Below are 24,143 nucleotides of genomic sequence, written 5' to 3'. Positions count from 1 at the left end.
GTTTTATGAATAGCAAAAAAGAGGATATATATGAATTGAATTTTGGGCAACTAATAGAAGAAAAGACTGGCGTTATAGAAGAAAATCAAAATGTTTTTAATGCAAAAGTAAATGTAGCTGTTTCTATAGGAAATACAACAGAAACAATAAAAAATATATTAGAATTAAAAGAAGGTTCTATAATAAAACTAAATAAGAATGTGGATGAGAAATTAGATATATATGCAAATGATAGATTGTTTGCTTATGGAGAAAGCATTATTACAAATGAGAAATTATCTGTAAGATTATCTAAAATAGAAGATTCAGATATAAATTAGCATTTTAAATAGTATCCCTTTAAGCTGTTCTGTATGAGTTTAGCTAAGGGGCTATTTTTATAAAAAATTTAAAATATGTTTGAATCATATAAATGTTTTTATTTTCTGAGCGATAACTAAATTATAAGTATGTAATTTTGGAGGTGAAAATATGGATATTAAAAATGTAAGTTCAAATATTGTAATAAATAATTATTTAAAGAATACATCAGGTGTAAAAAAAGTGGAAGAAGTTCAAAAAACTAGTAAAACAGACAAGATAGAGCTATCTAAATTTGCAAAGGAAATGGCAAGTGTATCAAATATGAGTGATGAGACTATTAGAAATAAGAAAATCGATGAAATAAAAAATGCATTGGAAAATGGAACTTACAAAATAAAACCAGAAGAAATTGCGAAAAAAATGATAGAGGATATGCGAGGATAAAGTCATGATTACAGACTTAAAAGTTATAATATATGAAGAAAAAAAGATACTTAGTAATATGATGGAATTATTAAAAGAGCAATTTGACTATATAGTTGTAAAAGATATAGAAAATTTAAATGGATTAAATCCTAAATTAGAAGATATTAGTAGAGAACTTGCATCTATAGAGATAAAGAGAAGACAACTTTTTAGTGATGATATTTCAATGAGTGAAGTTGTTGAAAATAGTAATGATGAATATTTAAAAGAAATATATACAGATTTAAAGCACATTATTGCTTTAGCTAAAAATCAACAAGAATCGAATGATTCTCTAATAAAGAAAGAACTTATTTTTACAAAAAAGATGATTAATTTTATAAAACCAATGGACAAACAAACTACAACTTATAATTCTTATGGAAATATTAGAAAATAGATATTAGGAGGAAAAATATGGCAGGATTATTTTCCATTTTAAATACAGCCAATTCAGGAATGAATGCACATCAAAAAGCAATACAGACGATTTCTCATAATATAAGTAATCTAGATACAGAAGGTTATTCTAGGCAAAGAACAGAATTTGCCACAAATAGCCCTATGTATATGCCTAGCTTGAACAATGCAATTGGGAGAGGTCAATTAGGTACAGGTGTACATGTAACAGATGTAACAAGAGCTAGAAATAGTTTTTATGATTATCAATTTAGAGCAGAAGCCCATAAATATGGTAAGACAGTTTCAAAGTATGACTATTATAATACTATAGAAACTATAATAAATGAACCATCAGATTATGGAATATCTGCAGGTATAGATGACTTTTTTAAAGGATGGGAATCATTAGCAAAAGATATAAATAGTGACAGTAAAAAAAGTCTCGTGGTAGAAAATGCATCAAATTTAGCAACTTTAATAAGTGAAAGTTATAAGAAGCTTGATAAGTTAAAAGGAGATATAGATGATAATATAAACTCTGAAATAAAACAGATAAATGATATGTTAAAAAGTCTTGAAGATTTGAATAAATCTATTGATGTTATATCTGGCTCAGGTTCTACTCCAAATGATTTACTTGATGAAAGAGATAGAATATTAGATGACTTAAGTTTTAAATTAGACCTTGAAAATGGTGATGTTAAAAATATGCTTGCAGATGGTAAATTAGAACTTAATGAATTAAAAAATCCAGATGGAACTTGGAAAACAGGTGTATCAGGAACTTTACAAGGGCTGTTTGAAATGCATGGTAAGATTGATACATATAAAAGCGATTTAAAAGATGTATCTGATGGATTAGCTAAACAGATAAATGATGTTTATAATACATCTGCAGGAATAACAGTAAGAGATTTTTTTGTAACTTCAAATGTAGCTGGTGAAGATATCATAAAGGTAAATCCAGCTATAAAGAGTAATCCAAATGAATTAAAGCTTACTGCTGATGAGGCTTCAAAGATTGCTAAATTAAAGGATGAAAAAATAGATATTGGGGTAGTTGGTGGAAAAGTAAGTACAATAAGTGACCACTATAAAGCTTTTGCAGAATCAGTAGGTTTAGATTCTAAAAAAGTAAATCAAGATGAAGTGAATCAACGTAAAATTATAAATAATATTGATAGCTCTCGAATGAGTGTTTCAGGAGTATCCTTAGATGAAGAAATGACAGAACTTATAAAAGTACAGCGTTCTTATCAAGCCAGTGCAAAAGTTATGTCCACAGCTGTGCAACTATTGGATGTTGTAATAAATGGAATAATTTAATAGAAGGGGGAATTTATAATGAGAGTTAGTACAGGTATGATGTCTAGCAGTTATCTAAACTCGCTACAAGATAATCTACAAAGATTAGATAAGGTTAATAGACAAGTTAATACAACAAAAGAAATAAACAAACTATCCGATAATCCATATAAAGCAATAAAAATATTGAACTCAAAAAGTGAAATAAAAACTATGGAGACTTATGTTGAGAATTGTAAAGATACAGGAGATTGGTTAGAAACTACTGATACCGCATTAGATCAGCTTGGGAAATTATTATCAGATATAAAGAAAACTTTGGTGGCAAGTGGTGATGGTGCATATTCAGATGATGAGCTAAAGACTCTTAGTAATGAAACTAATGAAAAAATGAAAGAAATTGCAAATGTTTTAAATGCAACACATGAAGGAAAATATATATTTTCAGGTTCAAATACAGGTGTACCACCTGTTGAATGTATAGATAATGCTGACGGTTCAGTGAGTTTAAAGTTTAATTCTAGTCTAAATCTTAATAAATTAAATGACTCTTTGAGTATGGATATAGCTCAAGGGATAAGTGTAGATTATAACGTTAAATTGAGTAGTCTTGGATTTGACCCAACACAGGCTGATCCCTTTAAAGAGTTAAATAATATATCAAAAAAATTAGCAAATCCAGATGCGGATGCTATAAAAGATCTGACAACAACTTGTTTAGGTGACATGGAACAACTAATAGAAAATACAGTGAATGTTAGGTCTATATATGGTACAAAAGCAAATACAGTAGAGGCTATGAAGGAAAAAAATGATGATAGTTTGATACAGTTAAAGGATATTCTGTCACAAAATGAAGAAATAGATTATGGAGAAAAACTTGTTCAATTAAAGGCAGCAGAATTAACTTATCAAGCTTCACTACAAACAGGAGGAAAGTTATTTAATGTATCTATATTAGATTACATATAGTAAAATAACGCAGATATGATGAAGGTTACATTAAAAAAAGGGATACTAGGATTTGAAAATTTAAGAGAATACAAGCTTTTAGATATAGAAAATAATGATATTTTAAAAGAGTTTAATTCTACTGAGGAAGATTGTATAGGATTTATTGTTGTATCCCCATTTGAAATTATTAAAGAATATGAGATAGTCCTAAATCAGGATACAATTGAAAAACTAGAAGTGAAATCTCCAAATGATATTATGTTATTGAACATAATCACTCTTGGACAGACGCTTGAAGAATCAACTGTGAACATGAAAGCTCCTATAGTAATAAATGTAAGAAATAATTTTGGAATGCAAATAATTTTACAGGATGAGAAATATTCAATAAGGCATCCATTACTGAGAGGTGATGGTGGATGCTAGTCATTTCAAGGAAAAAAGATGAAGCAGTACTTATAGGAGAGAACATAGAAGTCAAAGTTGTAGGAGTAGATGGAAATAATGTCAAACTAGCCATATCAGCTCCTAACAATATAAATATACTAAGAAAAGAAATATATGAGAAAGTAAAGAGTGAAAATATAAAGGCTACAAATAAAAATATAAAAATTTTAAAATCATTAAAATAAAATTCTTGGAGGAAGTAATATATGTATGGAGAAAACCCTTATAGTTCTTATAAGCAAAATGCTGTTTTTATGGCATCAAAGGAACAATTGTTGCTTATGCTTGTTGATGGGGCAGTAAAATATACAAAAATAGCCAGAGGAGCTATTGTAGATAAAAATACACAAAGAGCACATAGAGAGCTTATAAGAGTACAGGATATATTTACAGAATTGATGGTTACATTGGACCAAAATGCAGGACAATGGGCAAAAGATATGTACAAAGTTTATGATTTTGTAAGATATGAACTTTCAAGAGCCAATATTAGAAAAGACATTCAGATAATAGATAATGTGTTACCTGTAATAGAGCAAATTAAAGATACATGGCATGAAGCTGATAAAAAAAGCAAAGAAGAAAGAAGTAGGTATAAATAATGAATTTAAATTTAGATAAACTAAATGAGTTATCAAAAGAAGAACTACTATTAATGCTTGTAGATGGTACAGTAGAATATACTAATATATCAAGAGTAGCACTTTTAAATAAGGATTATTTGAAAGCACATAGTGAACTTGTGAGAGTTCAAAATATATTTACAGAATTAATGACTACATTAGACCAAAATGCAGGACAATGGGCAGAAGATATGTATAAGGTTTATGAGTTTATAAAAGCTGAATTAATAAGAGCTGATGTAAATAAGGAGATTAAAATAATTGATGACGTATTGCCAATAGTAGAACAGATTAGAGATACATGGCATGAAGTTTATAGTAAATTAGAAGTATAATTACAGATGGGGGGATAAATATATGTCAAGTATAAGTCCTATAAGAGTTACAGGCCTTTCAGGAAATTTTGATATGGAAGGTATAATAGAAGCTAGTATGATTAGAGATAAGGAAAAAGTTGATAAAGCAAAGCAGGATCAACAAATCGTTAAATGGAAACAAGAAATATATAGAAATATTATACAAGAATCAAAAGATCTTTATGCTAAGTATCTAAGTATAGATTCTCCTGACAGTATAATAAGTAAAAACTCATACTCTGCTACAAGAATAAATAGTTCTGATGAAAGTATTATAGTAGCAAAAGGTTCAGCTGGTGCAAATAAAATAAATTACCAATTTGCTGTTTCTCAAATGGCTGAACCAGCAAAATTGGCTATTAAATTAAACTCAAGTGATCCTATTGTTCAACAATTTCCACCAAATGCTAGTGGAGCTAGTTCTTTAACTATAGGTGGTGTAAATATACCAATATCTGAACAAGATACTACAAGTACTATTGTAAGCAGGATAAACTCACTTTGTGCAGATAGCGATATAAAGGCTTCTTATAGCGAGATGACAGGTGAATTGATTATTTCAAGAAAACAGACTGGTTCTTCATCAGACATTGATTTAAAAGTAAATGGAAATGACAATTTAGCTCAGCAAATTGCTGATGATAATGGTATCACATTTGCAACTGATTCTGGTGGGAATAAAGTGGCAAGTATATATGGAAAAAATCTAGAAGCTGATGTAACTGATGAGCATGGAAGAGTAACACATATAAGTAAAGAACAGAATTCATTTAATATAGATAATATTGACTATAATGTAAATTCAAAAGGAACTGCAAAGCTGACTTCTGTTACTGACACTGAAGAAGCTACTAAAAATATGAAGGCATTTGTGGATGATTATAATAAATTGATGGACAAGGTCTATAGTTTAGTTACTACCAAAAAACCAAAAGATTATCCGCCTCTTACAGATGACCAAAAAGAAGATATGACAACTGAAGAAATAGAAAAATGGGAAAAGAAAGCTAAAGAAGGTATACTTAGAAATGATGATGAGTTAAGAGCTTTTGTTGAAGATATTAGATCTGCATTTTTTGGAGATGGAAAAAATATTATTGATTTAAGAAAATTAGGAATTAATGAAAGTGAAAATTACAACAAAAAAGGTCAAATATCATTTGATGCAGATGCTTTTTCAAAGGCTCTTATAGATGATAGTGATAGAGTGTACGAGAAACTAGCAGGTTATTCTTCAAATTATGATGATAAAGGAATGTTTGAAAAGCTGAAAGATATTGTATATGATTATGCTGGAAGTTCAGTTTCTAAATTGACTAAAAAAGCAGGTATAGAGAAAACTGCTTCCGCTAGTGATAATGTATATTCAAAACAAATTGCAGAGCAGGAAAGAAATATAAATAGACTAGTTGACAAAATGAATGATAAAGAAAAAAGACTTTATGCTAAATATTCAGCTTTGGAGTCTTTATTAAATCAATATAATTCCCAAATGAACTATTTCTCACAAGCACAAGGTAATTAGTTATGGATAAATTAGAAGAAAAAATAAAATTATATAAAGATATATCTTTACAAATTATAACGTTGATTGAAAAAGAGGAGTATGAAAATATAAGTAATAGATTAAATGAGAGACAAAATATTATAAACAGTATAAGTGAAGTGGATAAAAATGACTTCATACAGTTTTATAATGATATGGAATTAATTGCAATTGATAATAGAATAAGAAACTCTTTACAAGAACAATTGTCAGAAGTAAAAAAAGAATTACATGAGTACAAGCTTACTAAACAAGTAAACACAATGTATTATAGCTTAAATAGAGAAAAAGTAAATATTTTTAATAAAAAAGTATAAAGTTATAGATTAGCTTGTCCGATTATATAAATGAAGAATTAATATAAAAAAGTTAAAAGTAGAAATGACAAGGATGTCAACTATACTAAGGAGGGTAAAATAATGAGAGTTAATACAAATGTAAGTGCTTTAATAGCAAACAATCAAATGGGAAGAAATGTAAGTGCACAAAGTAAATCTATGGAGAAGTTATCTTCTGGAGTTAGAATAAAGAGAGCCGCTGATGATGCTGCAGGACTTGCAATATCTGAGAAAATGAGAGCTCAAATAAAAGGCTTAGACCAAGCAGGAAGAAACGTTCAAGATGGTATATCTGTTGTACAAACAGCAGAGGGTGCATTAGAAGAAACTGGAAACATATTACAAAGAATGAGAACTTTATCATTACAATCTTCGAATGAAACTAATACTGTTGAAGAAAGACAAAAGATAGCAGATGAGTTATCACAACTAAAAGACGAAGTTGAAAGAATATCAAGTGCAATAGAGTTTAATGGTAAGAAGTTACTTGATGGAAGTTCAACAGAGATAAGATTACAAGTTGGAGCTAATTATGGAACAAATGTTGCAGGTACAACTAATAACAACAATGAAATAAAAGTTGCATTAGTAAATACTGCAAGTATAATGAGCAAAGCTGGAATAACAAGTTCTACAATAGCAAGTATGAATGTGGATGGAGCTTCTGGAACAGATGCAGCTAAACAAATGGTATCTAGCTTAGATGTAGCTCTTAAAGAACTAAATACATCAAGAGCAAAATTAGGGGCACAACAAAACAGACTAGAATCAACTCAAAACAACTTAAATAATACTGTAGAAAATGTTACAGCAGCTGAATCAAGAATAAGAGATACAGATGTCGCTTCAGAAATGGTTAACTTATCTAAAATGAATATATTAGTTCAAGCATCACAATCAATGCTTGCTCAAGCTAATCAACAGCCACAAGGAGTTTTACAATTATTAGGATAAAATAATTTTGTATATTGGATAGAGAAGAAGAGTAGGGCTTTGCTTTACTCTTTTCTTTTTTAGAAAATATAGCTTTGAAAGGAAAATATATATGTTACTTAGTATAGTTATGATTGTCAAAAATGAAGAGAAGATACTTGAAAAAACTTTAAAATCATTAACCAAATTAAGAGATTCTATAGATAGTGAACTTATAATAATTGATACAGGTTCTACAGATGATACTATAAAAATATCTAGAAAATACACAGAAAATGTATATTTTCATAATTGGAATAATGATTTTTCTAGTATGAGAAACATATCAATATCCTATGCCAAGGGTGAATGGTTACTTATATTAGATGCAGATGAAATATTAATTGATTCTTCAACTATTGTAAGGTTTTTTAAAGATGGGCTTTATAAAAAATTTAACTCTGCCTCTATACAATTAAAAAATCTTTACTCATATGATAAAAAATCATATGGATATTGTTCAGTACTGAGACTTTTTAAAAACGTTGATTTTAAATACCATGGTAAAGTGCATGAACAACCAATGTACAAAAATCCTATATTTAATAATGTTGCTGACTTTGAACATTATGGATATTTGTTTGAAGATGAAGAAATAAGGTTAAACAAAGTAAAAAGAAATGAAAAATTATTATTTGAAGAGTTAAAAGAGAATGAGAACTCTCCATATATAAATTATCAATTAGGGAAAAATTTTATTATATTAGGAAAATATCAAGAGGCTTTAGATTATCTTGAGAAGTCTTATGAATTATACTCTAAACTAGAATCGGCACCTGGTTACTTGATAACAAGCCTTGTAAAAACATATTTATATTTAGGAAAACATAAGAAGTGTGAAAAATTATGTTTAAAGTATATTAAGAAAGACATGAATAATATTGATATATATTATTATATTGCACAAGCACAAGTGGATTTAGGTAAATATGAGAATAGTATAGATTCGTATAAAAGATATCTTTATTTATTGGATAATTATGAAATAAGTACACAAGCAAATAGTCTATTTTCTGATACTGATACTGTAGGGCTTAGAGATGAAGCTGTTATTACACTGATAAAAGTCTATTATAAACTTGAAAAATATGAGTCTCTAGTCTCAGAATACAATAATATTGAAGATATAGAAAAAAAGAAGAATGTGTATTTTAGCTTATTTATGTCCTTATATAAATTGAATAGATTTGAAGATATAAAAAACTATTATAAGGAAATTCCAAATTCTAAAGTTGAAAGAAATAGTTTTTATAGAAATATAGAAGAATTTATAAATAATATAAAAGATGATGAAAAAGAGGCTGTATATAAAAGCTTTTGTGATATTGAAGGTAATTATGGACTTTTAAATCAGATAAGAATAAATAAACATGTATCTGTAGATACATGCAAAGAAATACTAAATGAAGAGAAAGAAATAATTTATGCATGTATTATAAAAATAGCTTTTGAAGAAAAAATTGATTTACTAGATATTTTTTATGATATGGAATATGTTTGGATAGAGAAATATCTAAAATATCTTTTAGCATTGGAAAGAAGTTTTAATTTAGAATTATATAAGTACATAATTAGTCGTCCAAACACATCAGAAATAGAAAAGATAAGAGTATATAAAGTTATATCGAAAGTAGTTTTAGAAAATATTAGTTTAAGTGATGAAAAGTATAAGGATATTTTTTATCTTTATATAATGTACTCTTATAAATACATAAAATATATATATAGTAATCTAAGTGATTTTGAATTAATAAAGTTTGTGTGTAATGATTTAGATAAATTTACTATAGCATTTAAGAATCTACTTGATACTAAGAACAAAATAAATGATGCTAATGAAAAATTAGAATATATAAATAATATGAGTAAATTACTAAATGAATATCCTTTTTATAACAAAATAATAAAAATACTTATAAATGAATTAGAAGAAAATATAAAAGAAAGTCAAGAATTTAAAGAATTAAGAGATAGCTTTATTATTAGTATAGAAAATATGATTGAAAATGGCAAAATAAATGATGCAAAATTATTGGTAGAAGACTATTCAAAAACATTTGTAGATGATGTCAAAATTTTAAATATAAAAGGGATTTTATATATGTTTGAAAATAAACTTGAAAAAGCTGATTTTATGTTAAAAAAGGCGTTATCATTAGATGTAGAAAATGAGGATACTATATATAATATAGAATACCTAAAAAGTTTAAAATAAATTTAAAAATAGGAGACTTAGAGAATGAGCATACCAATAACCGTTAATGAAGAATCTAAAAATATAATAAAAGATTGGCAATATGCGTTTGCAAATGAAGATATAAAATTTACAAGTATAATAATATTGACATATAATCAAATAGAATATACCAAATTATGCATTGAAAGTATTAGAAAATTTACGCCAAAAAATAAATATGAAATAATAATAATTGATAATAACTCTTCAGATGAAACAGTGGCTTGGTTAAAAGAGCAATCTGATATAAAATCTGTATATAACAATAAAAACTTAGGATTTCCGAAGGGGTGCAACCAAGGTATTGAGTTAGCTAAGGGTGAAAACATATTATTATTAAATAATGATGTAATAGTTACTCCTAATTGGCTTTATAATTTGAATAAAGCTTTATGGTCACAAGATAATATAGGAGCTGTGGGTCCAATAACAAATGCATGCTCATATTATCAACAAATTGATGTGGATTACAAATCAATTGAGGATATGTTTATATTTGCACAAAAAATAAATAAATCTAACATCAATTCATGGAAATATAGAGTTAAATTAGTTGGTTTCTGTATGTTAATAAAGAAATCTGTAGTAGACAATGTAGGTGTTTTAGATGAGCTATTTACACCTGGAAATTTTGAAGATGATGATTTATCTTTTAGAATGTTAGAAGAAGGATACAAATTATTATTATGCCAGGATACTTTTATACACCATTTTGGAAGTGTATCTTTTAAAGAAAATCGTAATAAGTACACAGACATAATGGATATTAATAGAAGAAAATTTGAGACTAAATGGGGCTTTAATCCAGAATACAGTGGAATGATACGAACTGACTTAATTTCTGAAATAGATTGTAATGTAGAGAAAAATATCAATGTTTTAGAAATAGGTTGTGGTGTAGGAGCTACTCTTTTAGAAATAAAAAATATATATAAAAATTCATCCATATATGGAATAGAAATAAGTGAATCAGCAGGTAAATTAGCAAAAAACACTGGAGAGGTACTTATAGCAGACATAGAAAAAATACAATTAGATTATAATAAAAATTTCTTCGATTATATAATATTGGGAGATGTACTTGAACATTTAGTTAATCCATGGAAGATAGTCAATGACCTAAAAAGATATCTAAAGAAGGATGGTCATTTGATATCAAGTATACCAAATATTATGCATGTATCCGTTTTAAGAAACCTTGTACAAGGTAATTTTACATATACTGATTCAGGAATTTTGGATAGGACTCACTTAAGATTTTTTACATTAAATGAGATAATAAGAATGTTTAATGATAGTAATTACACAATAGATAGTGTTCATGCTACTAGAATGAGGCTTTCAGAGGATGATAATAGATTCATCGATACAATGTGTAAAGAAAGCCATGAAAATATGAGAGGACAATATGAGTGTTATCAATATATAGTAAAAGCTTCTAACTGTGTAGATACTAGAAGATATTCTAGCGTTAGTATGGTTAATTTAAAATATGCTTTAATGAGAATTGATAATGAGTTAGATGTGGATGATAATTTAAGTTATATATTTGATAATTATAATATAACTGAACAATGTTTTATTGATGATATTGAATATTTAGTTGATATGTTTTCAATAAATAAGACAACTATACTAAATAGATTGGGTGCTGAGGCATTTAATAGAGGTTTGGGTGATTTTAGTATAAGTATGTTTATGATGGCTTTAAATATAGATAGAGATAACATTGACACAATATACAATATAACTACTGTATTGTGTGATTTAAAAGAATTTGAAATTGCTTATGACTTAATTAAGAATAGTAGTGAGAAAGTACAGAGTGAAAGTGATATACAAGATATACTTTATTTTATTGAAGGAAGAAAGAAATATGAATAATGAAAAGATATGTTTTATAACCTGTGTAAATGATGAAAGACTTTATGAGGAATGTCTTGTATATATAAATAGTCTAGATATTCCAAAAGATTTTAGTATAGAAACAATTGCTTTGAGAGGAGCTAATTCAATTTCATCTGCTTATAATAAAGCTATGAGAGAAGTAGATGCTAAATATAAGATATATTTACATCAAGATACATTTATAATTAATAAAAACTTTATATATGATATTTTAGATATATTTAATAAAAATATTGATGTAGGAATGATTGGTGTAGCTGGAGTGAAAGACATACCTGTAAGTGGAGTTTGGTGGGATTCTAATAATAAAGTGGGGAAAGTATATGATAGTCATACAGGTAGAATGGATATTTATGAATTTAATAGCTTTGAAGGAGATTTTGATACAGTCATGGCTATAGATGGATTAATTATGATTACTCAGTATGATATATTATGGAGAGAAGATAAATTTGATGGATGGCATTTTTATGATTTGTCACAAAGTATGGAATTCAATCAAAATAACTACAAGGTTATTATACCAAAACAAGATAAACCTTGGTGCATGCATGACTCTGGGATAGCAAATATAAGTAATGGCTATGATGAATATAGACTAAAATTTGTAAAAGAGTACATAAAACTTGATTTAGAAAGAGAAGATTTTTATGAATTTGATAAAGATAAGGCCTGTACTATACTTAATAAAAACAAGTATGTAACAGAGTGTTTAAAAGAAGGAATTGAGCAACAATTAAAATTAAAGAACTATAATGCTGTTTTAGACATTGTTTCTAAAATTGCTCGTTTTTCTGTTTTTAATCATACTGGTTTGTATTCTTGTGAAAAATGCGAAAGAGCATTGTTAGAATGTGCCAATAATTTACCTGATGTAGAAAATATAAAGTTATTTACGAAAAAAGATTTAAAAAGAAGAAAGGTATTACATGTTTTAAGTGAGGGGTATTCAACAGGAGGTCATACAAGAGTGGTTAAAAATTGGATTGAAAGTGACAAAGATTCTGTTCATTCAATTATAACTACATGGCAATCAGAGACATTGCCAGATTGGTTATTAAAAGCAACAGATGAGAGTGGTGGTGAAATTATATCTTTGGATTCAGTCTCAGATGATTATTTAAAAAGAGCTATGGCTTTAAGAACAATAGCCTATGATTGGGCTGATATAGTTGTTTTATATGTTCATATGTGGGATACAATACCAGTTGTTGCTTTTGGAATTGATGGAAAAATACCTATTTTACATGTTAATCATTATGATAGTACTTTTTGGTTAGGAGCAAGTACTGCAGATATTGTTATTGATTTTAGCGAAGTTAGTCAATCAATTACTTTGAATAAAAGAGGTGTAGATAAATCTGAAATATTGCCAATTCCATTAATAGAAAAAGAAGTTTTTTCAAAATCTAAAATTAGAAAGCAATATAATTTGGATGATGATGTGACAATAATATTAACTATTGCTAATGAAAGAAAATACAATAGTGTAAATGATATTAATTACTTTAAGATTGCTAAGACATTAATTGAAAATACAGATAATACAATTATTATTGTTGTAGGAGTTGATACAGATAATATCTATTGGAAAACTCTAAGTAATGTTACAAATAATAGAATTCTATGCTTTGGGACTGCGAAGAATATAGATGATTTCTACAGAATTTCAGACATATATTTAGAATCTTTTATGGTAGGAAGCCATACTTCAAAATTAGATGCAATTTTATATGGTTTAATTCCTGTTAAATTTAAAAATGAAGTTTCACCAATTTTCACAAATATGTGGGATTTTATAGATAAATTTGATTATAACAATATCAAAGAGGTTGTAGATATGATAAAAAGATACAATGCTAATGAATTTGATAGGAATGATCTAAAAGAAAAACAATTAGAAATAAAACATTTTGTTATGAATAAACATTGTGTTGAAATAAAAAACTATATAGACAAAATATACAGTGAGGCTAATTATCATAAAGTTAAGTATGATTTACATAAAAATGATGAAATCGAAGATTATCAATTTTTTGTAGCTTTATATGGTTATATGGTAGAAAATAAAAAAATGTTATAGGTGATAAAATGAACAATATTCATATTAATAAATTTGAAAAAAGTTGTGAAAAGAACTGGGATTATTTTGTAGAAAATAAATCTATAAATGGTACATTTCTGCAAACTAGAAATTTCCTTAATTATCATAAAGAGGGAAAATTCTCTGACCACTCATTAGTAATATATAAAGGTAAAGAAATACTCGCAGTTGTGCCTGCATGTGAAATTTATGAAAATGGTGAAAAAATATTTTTTTCTCATTTAGGAAGCACCTTTGGGGGCATTATAATAAGAAGTGGTTTTAATGATATTAGGCATGTAAATGCCATTACAAATGAGTTGGAAATGTATTTACAAGAACAAAATTTTAATAAAGTATATTTAAAAAATACATCAAGAATATTTTGTAAGGAAGATACTTCATTACTAGAGTATTTTCTATTTAAGAATAATTACATGTTTTATGATGAACTAAATATGTTTTTAGAGTTGAATAAGTATAAAGAAGATATATTAGCCAATTTTAGATATAGTAAAAGAAGATATTTTAAATATTCTTTAAAGAACAATCTTACCTTTAAAAGACTACATGGTGATAAAGATATAGTATATTTTTTTGATTTACTTTCTAATTGTTTAGATAGTAAAGGAGCTAAAGTAATACATTCAATAGAAGAACTTTTGGAGTTTAAAAATAATAGATTAAGAGATATTGTGGAATTTTATGCAGTATATATTGATGACATTATGATTTGTGGAAGTATGGTATTTAACTTTCAAGAAAGAGTTTATCATACTCAATATCTAGCATCAAACTCAAAGTATAATAAATATTATCCAATGATATTTTTATACTATAATCTAATAAAAAATGCCTTAGAGAGAAATTTTAAGTATCTTTCTTTTGGAATTAGTACTCTAAATAGAGGAAAATATTTAGATGAAGGTCTAGCTACATTTAAAGAAGGTTTTGGATCGAGTGCAATTTGTAACAGAACATACTATAAAAGTATAAATAAGTGATAATTATGATTTATAGAGTTTATAGAATATAGTAAATATCTAGTATTATAATTTTACATAAAAATAATTAACTTATAAAGAAGGTTTGTATATGAAAAGATTAATGATTTTAGGCTCAATTAAGTATTTTGAGAATATTGTTATGTCAGCTAAAAAAGAAGGAATATACACAATTGTTTGTGATAATAGAATTGATACTCCTGCAAAAAAAGTTTGTGATGAAGCAATAGATGTTGATGTATTTGATTTTGATAAAATAAAAAATATAGCCATAGATAAAAAGATAGATGGAATTTTGACTGGATTTACAGATTCTTTAATGAAACCATATGTTTATATTGCAAATGAATTAAATTTACCATGTGTGATTTCTTGCAATCAACTTGAGTCTGTAACTAATAAGGCTGTTATGAAAAAATATTTTAAAAACAATGGAATACCTACAACTGATTATTGTATTCTTGAAAGTTTAAAAGATTTAGAAAAAATACAAGGGTTAAATTTTCCGCTTGTAATAAAACCTGTTGATGGTTATGGTTCAAGAGGTGTATATTTTGTATCAAATAGAGAGGAATTAATAGAAAAATTTAAATATTCTAGGGAAATTTCACAAGATGGAAAAGTAATAATTGAAGAATTTTATGAAAGTGAGGAAATACAAGGACTAGCTTGGGTCCACAATGGAGAGTCACATGTATTTTATATCGGAGATAGAGAACTTGTAAATATACATGTAGGGAGAGCTGGAAAGCCAAACAGATTACTATATCCATCAAAGTATTGTTTTCAGTATGAAGAAGAAATAAAATCGATATATCAAAAGATAACAGAGGCTTTTAATATAAAGAATGGACCTCTTTATGTTCAGATGCTAGTGGGGGCAGATGGAATAAAGGTATCTGAAGTTATGCCAAGATTACCTGGAGGATGTGATTATTTAGCAATTTCACAGATAACAGATTTAGATATAGGAAGGCTATTTGCAAATTTTAGTGTGAATAATGACATCGATTTTAATGAAATAAAAAAATATAATATGCATTTATCAAAGTGTGCATACGCATTACCAATATACATAAGGCCTGGAACAATAAAGACGATAAATAATATAGATAAAATAGAAAAATTAGATTATGTAACTCAATTTCTATTACTAGTAAAAGACGGAGATACAATAGGATTATATGAGGATGAGAGACAGGATTGTGGAAGGATTTATGGAATAGCAAATAATATATTTGATGCAAATATAAAGAAGAAATATATTCATGAAATGATAGAAATACTTGATGAGAATAATGAGAATATGATAGAAAATTTTTAAATAAGGGAGTATGGTAGATATGAAGTTAATAACTCATGAACAAATTATGTCATTGAATATATCTCAGAAGCAAGGATATGAGTGGATAAAAGAATCATTTTTAACAAAAAAAGATTGTCAATTACCACCAAAAATAAGTATGGTAGAACAAGGGCATGTATTTTACAATGTAATGCCATCTTTAAATCATAATCATATGATTGGTGGAATAAAAATGGTTACAAGATTACCAGGAAGAAATCCAAGTTTAAATTCAGATATATTTCTATATGATATGAAGAATGCTAAGCTAAAGGCTATTTTAGATGGTAATTATATTACAGCCTTTAGGACTGCTGCTGTGGCTGCTCTCGCGATTGATACTTTTGCTAAAAAAGACTTTAATACTATTGCTATTATGGGGTTAGGAGTAACTGCTTCTTCTATAATGAATATGCTTTTGTATACCCTTAAAAATAGGAATATAAATGTAAAGTTGCTTAGATATAAAGACCAAGCAGAGTCGTTTGTACAAAAATATAAGGATAATGACCAGTTTAGTTTTAAGATATGTGATACACATAAAGAACTTATTGTGGATTCAGATGTGGTAATTTCAACTGTTACGTATACAGATGAATACCTTTCAGAATTTGAATGGTTTAAAAAAGGTGCTTTACTATTACCTGTACATGTTATGGGCTTTGGAAATGTAGATTATTTATTTGATAAAGTATATTTAGACGATTATAATCATTTGAAACATCTAGAAAATATAGATAAATACAAGTATTCATGTGAATTTCATGATGTTTTAAGTAAACAAGCACAAGGAAGAGAAATTGATGACGAGAGAATAGTGTCTTACAATATAGGCCTATCAATACATGATATATTATTTGCAAGTAAAATCTATGAATTATGTGAAACTCTAAATTGTGAGGATATAGACTTAAAAGAGCCAAAGGACAAATATTGGATGTAGTATATTTTTTATTAACGAGAATTTATTGTAAATTAAAATATGAAGTAATATCTTATTAAAAAGTTATTATAAACAGGGTAGGGACATTTATGGAAAAGTACAATTTAATTAAGTTTGAATCTATTGGAAGTGAGGACGTAGGAAGTTTAATTGCATTAGAATCAAATAAGGCTATACCTTTTGATATAAAGAGAGTGTATTACATATATGATGTACCACATCGTGTAAGGAGAGGTTTTCATGCTCATAAAACTTTAAAGCAAGTGTTAGTTTGCCTAAATGGAAGTGTTAAGATAAGATGTTTTGATGGTGTGAGAGATACAACCATTGTTCTAAATAGAAATGATGTGGGACTGTATATAGGACCAGGGGTATGGCATGAAATGTTTGATTTTGATGAGAAAACTGTTTTAATTTCAATAGCTTCTGAATACTATAATGAAGATGATTATATCAGAGATTATGAAGAGTTTTTAAAATACATAGATATTATCTAGTTACTATGCATACAGATATCTTATTAATTAAATGAATTTAGCATAGCCACATAGATAATAGATAGATAAGGATGTAACTTTATGTTAGTTAAGTTTAATAATTTATTAGAACAATTTAAAATCCATAAAGAAGAATATGAAAAGAAGGTTATGGATGTAATGGAAAGTGGATATTATATCCTTGGAAATGAAGTAAAGTACTTTGAAGAAGAATTTGCTAGATATGTAGGTAGCAAATATTGTGTAGGTTTAGCTAGTGGTTTAGATTCACTGATAATTGCATTTAGAGCATTAGGGATAGGTAAAGGCGATGAAGTAATAGTGCAATCAAATACATATATTGCTAGTGTCATGGGAATAAGTATAAATGGAGCTAAACCAGTATTTGTAGAACCTAACGAGTATTATAATATAGACTCATCTAAGATAGAAAAAAAGATAAATAGTAAGACAAAAGCTATATTAGTAGTACATTTATATGGTCAGGCAAGTAAAATGAAAGAGATACAAGAATTGTGTAAAAAATATAATTTGTATTTAATTGAAGATTGTGCTCAATCTCATGGAGCTAAATATGATGGAAAAATGACAGGGACATTTGGAGATGTAGGATGTTTTAGCTTTTATCCAAGTAAAAATTTAGGTGCATTTGGAGATGCAGGTGCTATAGTAACGAATAATAAAGAAATAGCTGATAAAGTGAAAGTGTTTAGAAATTATGGTTCAGAAAAGAGATATTATAATAAATTTGTTGGATATAATTCAAGATTGGATGAAATTCAGGCAGGTTTGTTAAGAGTAAAACTTAAATATCTTAATGAAATTGAAAATGAAAAGTCAAAAATCGTACATAGATATCTTAATGAAATTAACAATTCAAAAGTTATACTTCCAAAAATAGAAAAGAACTGTACACATGTATGGCATTTATTTGTTTTACAAGTTGAAAAACGAGAGACATTTATGAAATACTTAAAGAAAAATGGTATAGAGTCTATAATACATTATCCTATACCACCTCATTTATCTGAAGCATATTCTTATTTGGGATATAAAAAGGGAAGTTTTAATATAGCTGAGAATTATTCGAATAAAGTTGTTAGTATACCTTTATTTGTTGGTATGAAAGATGAAGAAGTTAGCTATGTAATTAAAATTATAAATGAATATTAAATGAATTGTAATAATACCATAAATAAATTTTTTGTGTATAGTTTATTTAAGATTCGTTAATTAATATTTTTAGATATTGATATATTATATAAATAAAATTGAAATATATAGAAAAATATACAATAAAGATGAGATTTGTCTTATATTTTTCTAAAATAAAAATATTTTCAGATAATTTATTATAAAATTGTAGAATATAGTATTTATAATCTGTATAATTAATAATAACTAAGTTTTTAAAATAAAATGTTTAAGTATACATAAAAAAAATATTTAAAAAAATTGTTATTTATTGTATACTTAAATTAAAACTAAATAGGCAAAACTAGATAAATCTAGTGACGCAAAGCTATAGGGGCTAAGGTTTGTATATACGAACTATGTCAGCCAGTTGCCAAAAAGAATCCTAAGTATACTGTATATGTAGAATTAGTCGAAAATGACTGCCTTTTTGGCAGTCATTTTGTTGCTAAAGTTCACTTTATTACAGTAGAAAATATAAATTTTAACATATTTTACCAAGTATAAGTAAAAATAAAACTGCACTATCTAGAAAAGTTGCTATTTTACAAAAAAGAGCAACTTTATGTAGAAATATTTAAATACATATTAAAATTTTTTTTTATTTTCATTGAGGTTAATTAAAAAAAGATTTGTTTTATTACTAAAAAATAAATCGTTATATTGAATATAATAGAAATGTAATAAATTTAGATGGGTAAAGAAGTCATTTTTTGTAATATAGCAACTTCAACTTTAATCACTAAATATAGTAGATAAATATATTTTAAGGAGGAGTGAGTATGAATACATATGACATTATAAAAATGGGATTAGATGCAACTAATCTAAGAAGTCAGGCAATAGCGAATAATATAGCAAATATAAATACTGAAGGTTACAAAAAACATTACGTAACCTTTGAAGAAACATTAAATGATGCCATGCCAAAAATAGAAGAAAAAACAGATAATTCCAAAGGATTAAGAGTGGATGGTAATAATGTAGATATAGAAGAAGAAAAAGTAAACCAAGCAATGACAACATTACAATACAATGCTTTGATAGGTTTTGCAAATGGTAAAATAGCAATGACTAAATCAATAATAAGTGGGAGGTAATTAGAAGATGAGTGTGTTCAGTGGAATGGAGATCTCTGCGAGTGGTTTAACAGCAGAAAGCTTGAAAATGGATATCATATCATCTAATGTAGCTAACATAAACGCTACAAGAGGTCCAAATGGGGAAGCATACAGAAGAAAAATTGTTTCCTTTGAAGAAAATTATGATAACAAATTAGGTATGCTAGGAGTAAAAGTCACATCTGTTGAAGATGATAAATCACCTCTTAAAGAAGTATATGACCCATCTCATCCAGATGCAAAGCCAAATGGATACGTAGAATATCCAAATGTAAATATATTGGTTGAAATGACAGATTTAATAACAGCTTCACGAGCATATGAGTCTAATATAGATACATTAAATGCTCAGAAGTCTATGATAGCAAAAGCACTGGAAATAGGAAAGTAGGGATAATTTATGCCAATTACACAGATTAACAACATAGTGCAAGGTACACAGTTAGATAACTTAATTGGAGGCATTAAACCATTAAATACTAACAATAAAGAAGAAAAAAAGAATTTTGAAGATGTAATAAAGGATACTATAGATAAGGTTAATTTTCAACAAGCGACAGCAGATGATATGAAAGAAAAATTTATAAAAGGCGAAGATGTTTCTATGCATGAAGTCATGTTAAGAGGTCAAGAAGCACAACTATCTATGCAATATTTAATAGAAGTTAGAAATAAGATTCATGATGCATATCAAGAAATGAATAAAGTACAAATTTAGCCTTTTGAACAGGAGTAATAATCAATGATAGCCAGTTTTAAAAATAAGATTAAGGAGCAAGTTGCTAAATCTAGGACAAAAATAAGTTCTCTAAAAAAGGGAACTAAGATAGCATTAGGTATAGGGATTGTTGCTATATGTTTAGCGCTAGTATTTACAGCAATATCTGCAAGCAAAAATAAGTATGCAGTCTTATTTTCAGAACTAGATGTTCAAGATGCTGCAGATATATCAGCAGAATTAGAGTCTAGAAAGATAGATACCAAGGTAAAAGGAAGTACAATTTATGTTCCTAGAACAGAAGTTGATAAGTTGAGATTAGAGTTAGCTCCAAGTTTGACAAGTGGTTCTAAAGGATTTGCACTTATGGATGATAGTTCATCAATAGGTCTTACTGATGAAGAGTTTCAAATTAAGAAGCAACGAATGATACAAGGAGAAATAGAAAAAACAATTAAGAGTTTTCCTCAGGTGGAAGATACTAGAGTACATATAACATTTGGTGAATCTTCTGTATTTGAGAAGGAGGCTGTTCCAGGGAGCGCAGCAGTTTATTTGATGCTAAAGCCAGGGACTACTTTAGAGAAGAATCAAATAAAATCTGTTATGGCACTTGTATCAGGAAGTGTTACAAATATACCAGAGAAAAATGTTCAAGTTATTGATAACAAAATGAACTTATTATCTGAAGGCATCTTAGATAATGAAGAAGTTGATGAAAACAATCAACCGATAAATGGTGCTATTAGTATTGATAAAAATAAGGCATCTGAGCAGGCACTGAATAAACAATTAGAAAAATCTATTTTAGATATGTTAGAACCAATATTTGGTACAGGAAAAGTAAAAGCTACAGTAAATGCTGATTTGAGTTTTGATACAGCTGAAAAAACTGAAATAAAAATTGACCCTGATAAAGTTGCTATAAAGGAAACAAGGTCAAAAAATTCATCTAAATCTGCTACAAATAATGTCCAAGGTGTAGATGCTAATATGAATAACCAAGGAAATAAAAATGGTACCAATACAGAAGATAGTTTGGATGAGAGTTTTGAATATGAAACAGGTAAGATTGAAACTCACACTATAGTTGCGCCTGGAGAACTTAAAAGATTGACAGCTTCTGTTGCTATAGATGGAAAAATAGCTAAAGGTGTTCAAGCTGATGTGGAAGATATTGTTAATAATGCTATAGGCATGGATGGAGCTAGGGGAGATACTCTTAGCGTTGTTTCAATGGTATTTGACCCTAAAGGTAAGGCAGAAGCTAAACAAGAAATGGAAGATATTAAAAAAGAAGGATTCAAAAACAATATAATAAAAGCAGTTGTTGGAGTAATAGCAGTTGTTGCAGTAGGTGTTATTGGATACTTGATATATAAAAAGAGAAGCGAACAAGAAGATATGGATTATGAAGATGAAGTTTATAGTGCTAATTCTAATTCTATTGATAAGAAAGACAATCCTCTATTAGGGGATGACCCAGAATTGACATTAGAGGAAGCTGTTAAAATGTATGCAGAAGAAAAACCAGACCAAGTCACAGAGATAATAAAAACTTGGTTAAATGAGTAAGGGGGATAGAAAGTGTCCGCGGAAATTACAAATGTTAATGCGTTTGATTTAAGTGATATAAGTGAAAATGATAAGAAAGAGAAGGTAGAAGGTGAAGGTTTAAAAAAAGCCGCTGTACTGTTAATGACATTAGGTCCAACTGTGGCTAGTGATATAATAAAAAGTCTACCAGATAAACAAGTTCAAAAAATAGGTTTGGAAATTGCAAATATTTCTTCAATAGCTTCAAAAGAAAGAAGAGAAATATTAAAAGAGTTTGTAGAAATAAATAAAGCGAAAGATTATGTTATAGAAGGCGGGCTTGAATATGCCAAAGAATTGTTAAGTAATGCTCTGGGAAATGCCAAAGCAAGTAAATTACTTGAAGGTATATCAATAGATACAAGTACAAAACCTTTTAAACATATTATAAAACTAGATGTAAAGAAGATATTAGAAATACTTAGAAATGAAAGTGCACAGACTATAGCCATTTTACTTGCACATATGGAACCTGAAAATGGTGCAGAAGTTTTAGCTTATTTAGATTTTGATTTACAAAATGAAGTAGCTATGAGAATAAGTTCAATGGGTTCAATATCTCCAGATGTTATAAGTGTAATTGAAAGCTCATTAGAGGATAAATTGCATTCAATAAGTGGTGAAGATTTTAAAGACTATGGAGGAATAGCTACATTAGTTCAAATATTACTTAATTCTGATAGAAAAACAGAAAAGAATATTTTGAATACTATTGAAGAAAAAGACCCAGCCTTAGCAGCTCAAATTAAATCTAATATATTTGTATTTGAAGATATTGTCAAGTTAGATGATATAAGCATACAGAAAGTACTGAAAGAAGTAACTATGAAGGATTTAGTATATGCTTTAAAAGGTGTGGATGATGAAATATCAGATGCTATATATAGAAACCAATCTTCTAGAGCAGCAGAAGCACTTAAAGAAGAAATGGAAATGGTTGGTGTCATAAAGGTTACTCAGGTTGAAGGTGCTCAACAAAAAATAGTAAGTATTGTAAGGAAACTTGAAAGAGAAGGTGCCATAACTATTGTAAGGAATTTTGGTGATGACTTTGTTGAATAATAAAATTATTAAAAGTAAAAAAGCATCATATAAAGGAGTGCTGGACTTATCTATAATAGATAAAGCTAGATTGGGAGAATCAAATATAAACGAGGATAATGATTGTAGATTTAGAGATGAAGTAATAAAAGAAGCTATAGAATCTGCTGAGATAAAAAAGAATGAGATATTGGAAGAAGCAAAAATAAACGCACAAAATATAGAAAAGCAAGCATATGAAAAAGGATATAGTCAAGGCCAGAAAAATGGATATGAGGATGGATATAAAGAGTCGTATAATGAGTATACCCAAAAAGCTAAAGATGAAGCAGATTCTATAAGAAATCAGGCAAATTTAATCTTATTACAAGCTAATGAGAAAATGACTGAGTACATAAAAGAAAAAAATAAAGAGATTATAAGACTTGCTATTAATATGGCTAGTTCTGTGCTAAAAAATCACTTTGAAGATGAAGACTCTATGAGCGATTTGTTAAAACAAATTATTCAAGATTATGAAGGAAGTAGTTCATTCATAGTAAGATGTAATTCTTTCTATAAAGACAATATAGAGAAAGAGTTTGAATTATTTAAAGAAGAAACATCATTAAAATCAAGTGTATTTGTTATCGCAGATGATAGTATAGATAAAGGAAATGCTATTATACAAAAGGAAAATGGAAGAATAATAGTTGGTATTGATTGTGCTATGGAAAAACTAAAAGAAGAATTGCTTGGTGAATAAA

General features: G+C 27.6%; 26 protein-coding genes and 1 riboswitch. All 26 genes read left to right on the top strand.

Features of this window, described 5'->3' with window-relative positions; translation table 11 throughout:
• Positions 1–5: 5 nt before the first annotated feature.
• The 26 genes from IC218_RS15565 to IC218_RS15440 all read left to right on the top strand — a co-directional run bounded on the left by IC218_RS15565 (position 6) and on the right by IC218_RS15440 (position 24,142).
• Positions 6–320, top strand: a complete 315-nt coding sequence (locus IC218_RS15565; RefSeq protein WP_227434646.1) for a FliM/FliN family flagellar motor switch protein — start codon at positions 6–8, stop codon at positions 318–320.
• 151 nt (positions 321–471) lie between these two features.
• Entirely contained in the window at positions 472–747 is a 276-nt protein-coding gene (flgM, locus tag IC218_RS15560; RefSeq protein WP_227434647.1) for a flagellar biosynthesis anti-sigma factor FlgM, read from the top strand.
• Positions 748–751: 4 nt separating this feature from the next.
• On the top strand, positions 752–1,168 hold the full coding sequence (locus IC218_RS15555) for a flagellar protein FlgN (RefSeq protein ID WP_227824844.1): 417 nt from the start codon (positions 752–754) through the stop codon (positions 1,166–1,168).
• 17 nt (positions 1,169–1,185) lie between these two features.
• Positions 1,186–2,496, top strand: a complete 1,311-nt coding sequence (gene flgK, locus IC218_RS15550) for a flagellar hook-associated protein FlgK (protein ID WP_227434649.1) — start codon at positions 1,186–1,188, stop codon at positions 2,494–2,496.
• 18 nt (positions 2,497–2,514) lie between these two features.
• Positions 2,515–3,447: a flagellar hook-associated protein FlgL gene (gene flgL / locus IC218_RS15545; protein WP_227824843.1), complete on the top strand. Its 933-nt coding sequence runs from the start codon at positions 2,515–2,517 to the stop codon at positions 3,445–3,447.
• A 15-nt stretch (positions 3,448–3,462) separates the two neighbouring features.
• Positions 3,463–3,855, top strand: a complete 393-nt coding sequence (gene fliW, locus IC218_RS15540; protein ID WP_227824842.1) for a flagellar assembly protein FliW — start codon at positions 3,463–3,465, stop codon at positions 3,853–3,855.
• Positions 3,849–4,061, top strand: coding sequence for a carbon storage regulator CsrA (gene csrA, locus IC218_RS15535; protein WP_095892764.1), 213 nt, complete (start codon positions 3,849–3,851; stop codon positions 4,059–4,061). The genes fliW and csrA overlap by 7 nt, the downstream gene beginning before the upstream one ends.
• Positions 4,062–4,082: 21 nt before the next feature.
• Positions 4,083–4,478, top strand: a complete 396-nt coding sequence (gene fliS, locus IC218_RS15530; protein WP_227434652.1) for a flagellar export chaperone FliS — start codon at positions 4,083–4,085, stop codon at positions 4,476–4,478.
• Entirely contained in the window at positions 4,478–4,834 is a 357-nt protein-coding gene (gene fliS / locus IC218_RS15525; protein ID WP_227824841.1) for a flagellar export chaperone FliS, read from the top strand. The genes fliS (IC218_RS15530) and fliS (IC218_RS15525) overlap by 1 nt, the downstream gene beginning before the upstream one ends.
• Before the next feature lie 22 nt (positions 4,835–4,856).
• Positions 4,857–6,380 carry a flagellar filament capping protein FliD gene (gene fliD / locus IC218_RS15520; protein ID WP_227824840.1) on the top strand — a complete coding sequence of 508 codons (1,524 nt, stop codon included), beginning with the start codon at positions 4,857–4,859 and terminating at the stop codon, positions 6,378–6,380.
• Positions 6,381–6,382: 2 nt separating this feature from the next.
• On the top strand, positions 6,383–6,718 hold the full coding sequence (locus IC218_RS15515; RefSeq protein WP_227824839.1) for a flagellar protein FliT: 336 nt from the start codon (positions 6,383–6,385) through the stop codon (positions 6,716–6,718).
• Between the two features lie 102 nt (positions 6,719–6,820).
• Positions 6,821–7,693, top strand: a complete 873-nt coding sequence (locus IC218_RS15510; protein WP_227824838.1) for a flagellin — start codon at positions 6,821–6,823, stop codon at positions 7,691–7,693.
• Positions 7,694–7,784: 91 nt separating this feature from the next.
• Positions 7,785–9,926 carry a glycosyltransferase gene (locus tag IC218_RS15505; RefSeq protein ID WP_227824837.1) on the top strand — a complete coding sequence of 714 codons (2,142 nt, stop codon included), beginning with the start codon at positions 7,785–7,787 and terminating at the stop codon, positions 9,924–9,926.
• A 24-nt stretch (positions 9,927–9,950) separates the two neighbouring features.
• On the top strand, positions 9,951–11,831 hold the full coding sequence (locus IC218_RS15500) for a bifunctional glycosyltransferase family 2 protein/class I SAM-dependent methyltransferase (protein ID WP_227824836.1): 1,881 nt from the start codon (positions 9,951–9,953) through the stop codon (positions 11,829–11,831).
• Complete coding sequence (locus IC218_RS15495) at positions 11,824–13,938, top strand: glycosyltransferase family protein (RefSeq protein ID WP_227824835.1); 2,115 nt, start codon at positions 11,824–11,826, stop codon at positions 13,936–13,938. The genes IC218_RS15500 and IC218_RS15495 overlap by 8 nt, the downstream gene beginning before the upstream one ends.
• Before the next feature lie 8 nt (positions 13,939–13,946).
• Positions 13,947–14,942, top strand: a complete 996-nt coding sequence (locus IC218_RS15490; RefSeq protein WP_227824834.1) for a peptidoglycan bridge formation glycyltransferase FemA/FemB family protein — start codon at positions 13,947–13,949, stop codon at positions 14,940–14,942.
• A gap of 91 nt (positions 14,943–15,033) precedes the next feature.
• Complete coding sequence (locus IC218_RS15485; protein ID WP_227824833.1) at positions 15,034–16,266, top strand: ATP-grasp domain-containing protein; 1,233 nt, start codon at positions 15,034–15,036, stop codon at positions 16,264–16,266.
• A gap of 19 nt (positions 16,267–16,285) precedes the next feature.
• Positions 16,286–17,230, top strand: coding sequence for an ornithine cyclodeaminase (locus IC218_RS15480; protein ID WP_227824832.1), 945 nt, complete (start codon positions 16,286–16,288; stop codon positions 17,228–17,230).
• Between the two features lie 89 nt (positions 17,231–17,319).
• Entirely contained in the window at positions 17,320–17,727 is a 408-nt protein-coding gene (locus IC218_RS15475; protein ID WP_227824831.1) for a sugar 3,4-ketoisomerase, read from the top strand.
• Positions 17,728–17,808: 81 nt separating this feature from the next.
• Positions 17,809–18,900 (top strand): DegT/DnrJ/EryC1/StrS family aminotransferase, encoded by a 1,092-nt coding sequence (locus IC218_RS15470; protein WP_227824830.1) that lies wholly within the window; start codon positions 17,809–17,811, stop codon positions 18,898–18,900.
• Between the two features lie 308 nt (positions 18,901–19,208).
• Positions 19,209–19,299, top strand: a riboswitch (cyclic di-GMP riboswitch).
• 404 nt (positions 19,300–19,703) lie between these two features.
• Positions 19,704–20,021, top strand: a complete 318-nt coding sequence (gene flgB, locus IC218_RS15465) for a flagellar basal body rod protein FlgB (RefSeq protein WP_227434666.1) — start codon at positions 19,704–19,706, stop codon at positions 20,019–20,021.
• Between the two features lie 7 nt (positions 20,022–20,028).
• Positions 20,029–20,433, top strand: coding sequence for a flagellar basal body rod protein FlgC (flgC, locus tag IC218_RS15460; protein ID WP_038811378.1), 405 nt, complete (start codon positions 20,029–20,031; stop codon positions 20,431–20,433).
• A 9-nt stretch (positions 20,434–20,442) separates the two neighbouring features.
• Positions 20,443–20,760 carry a flagellar hook-basal body complex protein FliE gene (fliE, locus tag IC218_RS15455; protein WP_227824829.1) on the top strand — a complete coding sequence of 106 codons (318 nt, stop codon included), beginning with the start codon at positions 20,443–20,445 and terminating at the stop codon, positions 20,758–20,760.
• A gap of 24 nt (positions 20,761–20,784) precedes the next feature.
• Positions 20,785–22,335 (top strand): flagellar basal-body MS-ring/collar protein FliF, encoded by a 1,551-nt coding sequence (fliF, locus tag IC218_RS15450; protein ID WP_227824828.1) that lies wholly within the window; start codon positions 20,785–20,787, stop codon positions 22,333–22,335.
• Between the two features lie 12 nt (positions 22,336–22,347).
• Positions 22,348–23,418 carry a flagellar motor switch protein FliG gene (gene fliG / locus IC218_RS15445; protein ID WP_227824827.1) on the top strand — a complete coding sequence of 357 codons (1,071 nt, stop codon included), beginning with the start codon at positions 22,348–22,350 and terminating at the stop codon, positions 23,416–23,418.
• Positions 23,402–24,142 (top strand): FliH/SctL family protein, encoded by a 741-nt coding sequence (locus IC218_RS15440; protein WP_227824826.1) that lies wholly within the window; start codon positions 23,402–23,404, stop codon positions 24,140–24,142. The genes fliG and IC218_RS15440 overlap by 17 nt, the downstream gene beginning before the upstream one ends.
• Position 24,143: the final 1 nt, after the last annotated feature.

It is taken from the genome of Clostridioides sp. ES-S-0005-03 (assembly GCF_020658455.1).
Taxonomy (GTDB): domain Bacteria; phylum Bacillota; class Clostridia; order Peptostreptococcales; family Peptostreptococcaceae; genus Clostridioides.
This window is presented reverse-complemented; position numbering and strand designations above follow the sequence as displayed.

Bases quoted from the DNA above. Each gene is read 5' to 3' on its own strand.
- IC218_RS15485 (WP_227824833.1), top strand. From the start codon at position 15,034: ATGAAAAGATTAATGATTTTAGGCTCAATTAAGTATTTTGAGAATATT.
- IC218_RS15500 (WP_227824836.1), top strand. From the start codon at position 9,951: ATGAGCATACCAATAACCGTTAATGAAGAATCTAAAAATATAATAAAA.
- flgK (WP_227434649.1), top strand. From the start codon at position 1,186: ATGGCAGGATTATTTTCCATTTTAAATACAGCCAATTCAGGAATGAAT.
- fliF (WP_227824828.1), top strand. From the start codon at position 20,785: ATGATAGCCAGTTTTAAAAATAAGATTAAGGAGCAAGTTGCTAAATCT.
- flgL (WP_227824843.1), top strand. From the start codon at position 2,515: ATGAGAGTTAGTACAGGTATGATGTCTAGCAGTTATCTAAACTCGCTA.
- fliD (WP_227824840.1), top strand. From the start codon at position 4,857: ATGTCAAGTATAAGTCCTATAAGAGTTACAGGCCTTTCAGGAAATTTT.
- fliW (WP_227824842.1), top strand. From the start codon at position 3,463: ATGATGAAGGTTACATTAAAAAAAGGGATACTAGGATTTGAAAATTTA.
- flgM (WP_227434647.1), top strand. From the start codon at position 472: ATGGATATTAAAAATGTAAGTTCAAATATTGTAATAAATAATTATTTA.
- IC218_RS15565 (WP_227434646.1), top strand. From the start codon at position 6: ATGAATAGCAAAAAAGAGGATATATATGAATTGAATTTTGGGCAACTA.
- IC218_RS15475 (WP_227824831.1), top strand. From the start codon at position 17,320: ATGGAAAAGTACAATTTAATTAAGTTTGAATCTATTGGAAGTGAGGAC.
- fliS (WP_227824841.1), top strand. From the start codon at position 4,478: ATGAATTTAAATTTAGATAAACTAAATGAGTTATCAAAAGAAGAACTA.
- IC218_RS15440 (WP_227824826.1), top strand. From the start codon at position 23,402: ATGACTTTGTTGAATAATAAAATTATTAAAAGTAAAAAAGCATCATAT.
- flgB (WP_227434666.1), top strand. From the start codon at position 19,704: ATGAATACATATGACATTATAAAAATGGGATTAGATGCAACTAATCTA.
- IC218_RS15555 (WP_227824844.1), top strand. From the start codon at position 752: ATGATTACAGACTTAAAAGTTATAATATATGAAGAAAAAAAGATACTT.
- IC218_RS15480 (WP_227824832.1), top strand. From the start codon at position 16,286: ATGAAGTTAATAACTCATGAACAAATTATGTCATTGAATATATCTCAG.
- IC218_RS15515 (WP_227824839.1), top strand. From the start codon at position 6,383: ATGGATAAATTAGAAGAAAAAATAAAATTATATAAAGATATATCTTTA.
- fliS (WP_227434652.1), top strand. From the start codon at position 4,083: ATGTATGGAGAAAACCCTTATAGTTCTTATAAGCAAAATGCTGTTTTT.
- csrA (WP_095892764.1), top strand. From the start codon at position 3,849: ATGCTAGTCATTTCAAGGAAAAAAGATGAAGCAGTACTTATAGGAGAG.
- IC218_RS15490 (WP_227824834.1), top strand. From the start codon at position 13,947: ATGAACAATATTCATATTAATAAATTTGAAAAAAGTTGTGAAAAGAAC.
- flgC (WP_038811378.1), top strand. From the start codon at position 20,029: ATGAGTGTGTTCAGTGGAATGGAGATCTCTGCGAGTGGTTTAACAGCA.
- IC218_RS15510 (WP_227824838.1), top strand. From the start codon at position 6,821: ATGAGAGTTAATACAAATGTAAGTGCTTTAATAGCAAACAATCAAATG.
- fliE (WP_227824829.1), top strand. From the start codon at position 20,443: ATGCCAATTACACAGATTAACAACATAGTGCAAGGTACACAGTTAGAT.
- IC218_RS15505 (WP_227824837.1), top strand. From the start codon at position 7,785: ATGTTACTTAGTATAGTTATGATTGTCAAAAATGAAGAGAAGATACTT.
- IC218_RS15470 (WP_227824830.1), top strand. From the start codon at position 17,809: ATGTTAGTTAAGTTTAATAATTTATTAGAACAATTTAAAATCCATAAA.
- IC218_RS15495 (WP_227824835.1), top strand. From the start codon at position 11,824: ATGAATAATGAAAAGATATGTTTTATAACCTGTGTAAATGATGAAAGA.